This window comes from Leisingera sp. F5 (assembly GCF_001593695.1).
Map to the genome: position 1 here is coordinate 1 of NZ_LUKH01000128.1, position 5,328 is coordinate 5,328.

A 5,328-nucleotide genomic window follows, 5' to 3' on the forward strand; every position below is an offset into this window, starting at 1 on the left:
GAAGCCGCCGCCTACAGGGCGTCGGTTCCGGTCAAGCGCTCGGGCGACTATGTGGTGGTGACTGTGCCCGCGCCTTATTACGAGGAAAGCGAAGACATCTATATTCAGCAGATTTCCAAAGTCGTGCTGAACCGCAACACCCTGCCCACCGATTGGGATCAGCCAGTGGGCCTGGAAACCGAGATCCTGCCGCTGAACAAGCCCTATAACGTCATTGTTGGCTCTACCTTCTCGGGTCAGGTGCTGGCGGATGGCAAGCCGGTTCCGGGCGCCGAAATCGAGGTTGAGTTCATGGCATCAGAGCCGGACCTTGCGGCCTTTTCCACAACCAACCCGACGGTTCAGCCGATGTCCGGCGGCGCCATCGTTGCGATCGCAGACCAGAATGGCGTCTTTTCCTTTGGCATTCCGAAAGCGGGCCACTGGGGATTTGCCGCTCTCGGCTCCGGCCCGGCGACTGAGCATGACGGCAAGGAGCTTAGCCAGGACGCTGTGTTGTGGATCCACGCTGAAGAGCTGAAGTGAGAATAGCACCATGCATATCGTAGACGGCGCACTGTCGAATCCGGTTGTGATCGGCGGCGCGGTTGCCGCCGTCGGCGGTATCGCCATGGGGCTGCGGAGCCTGCCGCTGGAACGTATTCCGGCGGCGGGGGTTCTTTCTGCCAGTTTCTTTGTGGCCTCCCTGATCCATGTCCCGATCGGGCCGAGTTCGGTTCACCTGATCCTGAACGGGCTTGCGGGGCTGGTTCTGGGCTGGGCGGCCTTTCCGGCCCTGTTTGTCGGACTGCTGCTGCAGGCGGTGTTCTTTGGCTTCGGCGGGCTGACCGTGCTGGGCGTGAACGCCGTGAACATCGCCCTGCCTGCAGTTCTGGTCGGGCTGATATTCCGCCCGCTGGTGGCCCGCGGCTCGCCTCTGCAGGGCGCCATCTGGGGCGGTATCGGCGGCGGCGCGGCCATTGCTGCCACATAGTCGCCCGAGCGCTTGACCGGAACCGACGCCCTGTAGGCGGCGGCTTCGTTCTCCGCGCCCTTGAATGTGGCCGGTTCCAAGCGGTCCGAAAGATCAACCTTTTCGCCCTTGTGAACCATAAAAAATTCTTCAGGTTTGCCCATGTCCATCACATGGCCGTTTTCCAGCGGGTGCCAGAACACCAGCCCCATCGGCACATCGCCGGGCTTCCCGATCAGCACGTTTTCAGTGTAGTTCAGCTGGAAATGCGCCGATGCGGTGACCGGCAGGGATACGGCCAGAGCTGCAGCCAGATATTTCAGTTTCATTTCGTCCTCATTCGACGACACAGGCGCACCTGCAATCAGGAATGAACAACGGGGATAGTGGCACGGAAAAGCCTGAACGGCAGCCGCGCCAGACGCGCACCCCGGCGTCCGGTGGAAAAGGGCAGACACTCCGCTAGCGAAGTCTTTGTCCTGTGTCCGGCAGGTCTCCTGACTCGCGGGTCTTGGTTCGGCTGGCCTTCCCGGGAAAGATCCCAGTGGCATGTTCAGCGTCACTCACCGCTCACAGTTGCGGGGGCAGTCACGGATTTGGTCCCTTATGGGTACGCCGCACCGTGTTCCCTATTTCTTCCGCTGCGCATTGAAACACTCGCGGAACCGGTCACACTGGCTGAATGGCAAAACCATTTTACTGAGTCAAGCTTCCCGTCTTCTGTTCAGTTGCCGAATGAGTACTTCCTTGCGGTGCTCCGTGATTGATCAGCCCCGGTTTGATGCCGCGCCTTTGATAGCATTTATTGCAACAAAGGAGACTGACTATGGGACTGAAACGGACAGATGAATTTCGACGGGATGCGGTGCGAATAGCGCTGACCAGTGGGCTGACGCGCAAACAGGTTGCTGATGACCTTGGTGTTGCGGTAATCCCCCCATTTTTGCGGGGGTTTGGTCGTAGAATTTACGCGGCCATCTTCAGTTTCTGTGCAGGTGTCATCCCGCCGTTGCCCATGTTGGGGCGTTCATGGTTGTAGGACCACAGCCACCCGGTGGCAATCTGCTGGACCTCTTCGATGCTTTCGAAAATGTATAAGTCCAGCCATTCGTGCCGGACCGTCCGGTTGCAGCGCTCGACATAGGCGTTCTGCTGGGGCTTTCCGGGCTGGGTGTAGGCCAAGGCAATGCCCCGGTTCTCGGCCCATTCCATGAGGGTGCCACTGACGTATTCCGGGCCGTTGTCGACTCGAATTGTCCCAGGGGCACCACGCCATTCGATGATCTGGTTCAGGGCTCGAACAACCCGTTCCGCAGGCAGTGAAAAGCCGATCTCAATGCCCAACCCTTCGCGGTTGAAGTCGTCCAGAACGTTCAGCAGCCGGAATTGCCCTCCATCCCCCAGCCTGTCGGCCATGAAGCCCATCGACCGGACCTCATTCGGGGCCTCAGGCACAGCCAGTTCGTCCGGCTTTTCCCGCTTCAGACGCTTGCGCGGCGTTCGCCATTGGCTTGAACCAATGGCGCCTCAATGGCTCACTCCGCAGGTTCAGCTCCAGCTCGCGGTAGATCCGGTAGACGCGCTTGTGGTTCCAAGCGTGGCCCTGCACGTTGCGCAGATACAGGAAACACAGGCCAAAGCCCCAAGTCTTCCTTGCAGCCGTCAGGCCGCGGAGCAAGTCGGCGATTTGCTCGTTCTCCTCGTCCAGCTCCGGGCTGTACCGATAGCACGTCTCACTGACATCGAACGCCCGGCACGCCAGCGCAATGCTGACGCCCTTCATCGCAACCGCTTTCACGGCCAACTCTCGGCGTTGACCCTCTCGGGACATTGCTTCGCAATGCCCTGCCGGGCAATGGATGGCCGGATCGTTCGATCCTTCTCTCGAACCAGTGGCGTTCAGGATCTTGCTTATCCGAGCGCCTCCTTCAGCAGGTCGTTCTGCATGCTGACGTCAGCGTACATGCGCTTCAGCCGCCGGTTCTCCTCGGCCATCGCCGCTCGCCATTGCCCTCGGATCAATGGCGGACAAAGGCTCGCTCTCACTGATGAGACTGGCGTCCATGCCGCCGTACTTCGCTCGCCACTTGTACAGCGTGGCGCTGGTTCGGCGGGGAATTGATCCACTGGATCAATTCCTATTCCACCTCACTCCCGTGCTCGCGGCACAGCTCGGCGGCAGGCACACCGCCCTCCATCTGGCGCAGCACACCCATGATCTGGGCTTCTGTGAATCGGGTCTTCTTCATCGGAAGCTCCTCGTTCATCCTGCCGAGAAAATTCTACTTCCGCATCCCCTTAAGATCGGGGGGATGACCCGCGCAGCTCAACTGCGCCATCACGGCGGACGCAAAGAGCGGGTATGTATATCGCATGGATGTCGACTTCGACCCACGGGTAAAACCGCTCGATCTTTTCAACAACACCTACACCGGCGGCCAAGGAAACCCGCAGAACTTGTTCCAGAGCTACCCCGGGAGCAAGTTCGGATCTGCGCCGAAGTTCTCCTGGCAGCGACCAACCGGCCGCCTACATGAACCTCAGTTCTTCGCGGCGTGCATCAATGAGCTGGATGCCTTCCGCGTGAGGGCGCAGCGCCGAATGCCGAAGAAACTAAAGGCCGACGCCAAGGCCAGAAACGATCTCACCGTCCGCCTAAACGGAATGAAAGAAGACATTCGCGTCATTGCCGAAGACTGGTTCGGTTTTCCTGCTGATACCGATGCGGAACGCGGTTCCTTCGGGGGAATGACCACAAACGACTTCTACGCGAAGGCCGCGCACTTTGTTCTTCTCAAAGAGATGCTGCCGAAGGGGCGGATTGTCCTGACGACGGAACAGGTGGCCATGCTCCCAAATATCCTTCCGCACGTATTCGAAGAGGAAATCTTGGCGGACCGCTTCGTTTGGCTGGCGATGAAGTTCAAGGAAAAGACGACAAAGCCAGAAAAGCTCGGAAAAGTGAAGGTATACAAGAAGTCGCGTCGTCAGTTTCACAACGACGGCATGTATGCCGGTCGCTTCTCTCCTGAGACTGATGCCCGCACCGTCACGGAAGCCTACATCGCGGACCATATGGCACCCGCAATGCGCGGGACCCGGCCGTATCCCGGATCGAACTACCAGATCCCCACATTTCCGAAGCTCTGGATTTCTGCGCCGACGCAGGCGAGCGGAGAGCTCGACAAGGTCGTCGGATTCCCGATCCTGCCGGGGCATCTGCGTCAGAAGGTGAAGAACATCCCGTTCGATGGTCCTCTTGACACCGATATTCGCGAGGAACTGGCACCCTGGGTCTACAAGGCGACCCTGCAACCGGCGAGCACCTTCATGAACTCGCTACGAGAACGCCTCAGCCTGGCGGACAGAGCAGGAAGCGGAGGCGCCCGGATTGGAGGTTCCTATGTTCAGGGGCTATCTTCAATCCTGCGATTTTGATCTCGATCATCAACATCTTCCGGATCAAATACAACTTCTTCGAACCGAGGGTCTATACGGCGCCATACGAAGAAATCGACGGCTTCGGGAAAGCGGCGAAACTGATGCCGCGCTCCCTCCGCATCCCGGGGACAGACGAGTTTATCCAGCGAGCGCCTCGCGCGCGGCGCTCGCCGCAGAAGCGCATTCCAGCAATGCGCCACGGCCTGGATGCGCGCAAACTCCGAAAGGGCGGAGACGAAGATATGCCTGATCTCTACCGCGTACTCTATCGACCCTGGCTTAATGCCGGCGCGAAAGTGGGTGCCAAGCTGGACCGGTCATGGAAAGCTCCCGCAAGCAAAGCGGAAGTCCCGTCGACGGATCAGTCGGAAATCGTCGCCCCGAACCCGGAAGTCGTAGCGATTCCCGATAAATTGAGCGTGCGGCCCGACTTGCAGCCCCATGAGGAGCCGGGGCCGGGTCAAACATGATCCTGCCAGAACTCATCATATTGTGCGGCGCGTATTTCGCACCACAAGAAATGGCCGCGATGAAACTCATCGCGGCCACTCTTTGCCAAGGCGGCCCTCTATGATGCGTGTTCCACCAAGCGGAATGCGTCATCGATCAGAGGCACCTTTCACTGTCCTGGATCCGCTAAGCGGGATCAGAGGATCTTGATCTCTGCCGCCTTGATATCGGCGAGGAACGCATCCAGGCCTTTGTCGGTCAGCGGGTGGTTCACCATCGATTTGATCACGGCCGGCGGCGCGGTGATCACATCGGCGCCGATGCGGGCCGACTCCAGCACGTGGTTCACCGAACGGATCGAGGCGGCCAGGATCTGGGTTTCAAAGCCATAGTTGTCATAGATGGTGCGGATGTCTTCGATCACTTCCATGCCGTCCAGGCTGATATCATCCAGACGTCCGATGAAGGGAGAGATGAAGGTGGCA

The 5,328-nt window shown here is 59.3% G+C and carries 4 protein-coding genes, 3 pseudogenes and 1 riboswitch; of the genes and pseudogenes, 4 read left to right on the forward strand and 3 right to left on the reverse strand.

Going from position 1 to position 5,328, the window contains the following annotated elements:
* Positions 1-525 (forward strand): DUF4198 domain-containing protein (locus A2I95_RS25510; protein WP_291734426.1); only part of this gene is annotated, 525 nt, incomplete at its 5' end.
* 10 nt (positions 526-535) lie between these two features.
* A pseudogene (gene cbiM / locus A2I95_RS25515) lies at positions 536-970 on the forward strand (cobalt transporter CbiM); the annotation flags it as partial.
* A gap of 38 nt (positions 971-1,008) precedes the next feature.
* On the opposite strand, the pseudogene A2I95_RS25520 reads toward cbiM, so the two are convergent.
* Positions 1,009-1,281 (reverse strand): annotated as a pseudogene (locus A2I95_RS25520) (DUF4198 domain-containing protein); the annotation flags it as partial.
* A 140-nt stretch (positions 1,282-1,421) separates the two neighbouring features.
* A riboswitch (cobalamin riboswitch) is annotated at positions 1,422-1,637 on the reverse strand.
* A gap of 281 nt (positions 1,638-1,918) precedes the next feature.
* A pseudogene (locus A2I95_RS25525) lies at positions 1,919-3,201 on the reverse strand (IS3 family transposase).
* Positions 3,202-3,325: 124 nt separating this feature from the next.
* On the opposite strand from A2I95_RS25525, the gene A2I95_RS25530 reads away from it, so the two are divergent.
* Together A2I95_RS25530 and A2I95_RS25535 are read left to right on the forward strand one after the other, a co-directional pair.
* Positions 3,326-4,390 (forward strand): hypothetical protein, encoded by a 1,065-nt coding sequence (locus A2I95_RS25530; RefSeq protein WP_291734429.1) that lies wholly within the window; start codon positions 3,326-3,328, stop codon positions 4,388-4,390.
* Positions 4,387-4,863 (forward strand): hypothetical protein, encoded by a 477-nt coding sequence (locus A2I95_RS25535; RefSeq protein WP_291734431.1) that lies wholly within the window; start codon positions 4,387-4,389, stop codon positions 4,861-4,863. Before A2I95_RS25530 ends, A2I95_RS25535 begins: the two co-directional genes overlap by 4 nt.
* A gap of 176 nt (positions 4,864-5,039) precedes the next feature.
* Here the strand turns inward: A2I95_RS25535 and A2I95_RS25540 are convergent.
* On the reverse strand, positions 5,040-5,328 hold a 289-nt coding region (locus tag A2I95_RS25540), incomplete at its 5' end, for a transaldolase family protein (protein WP_291734433.1).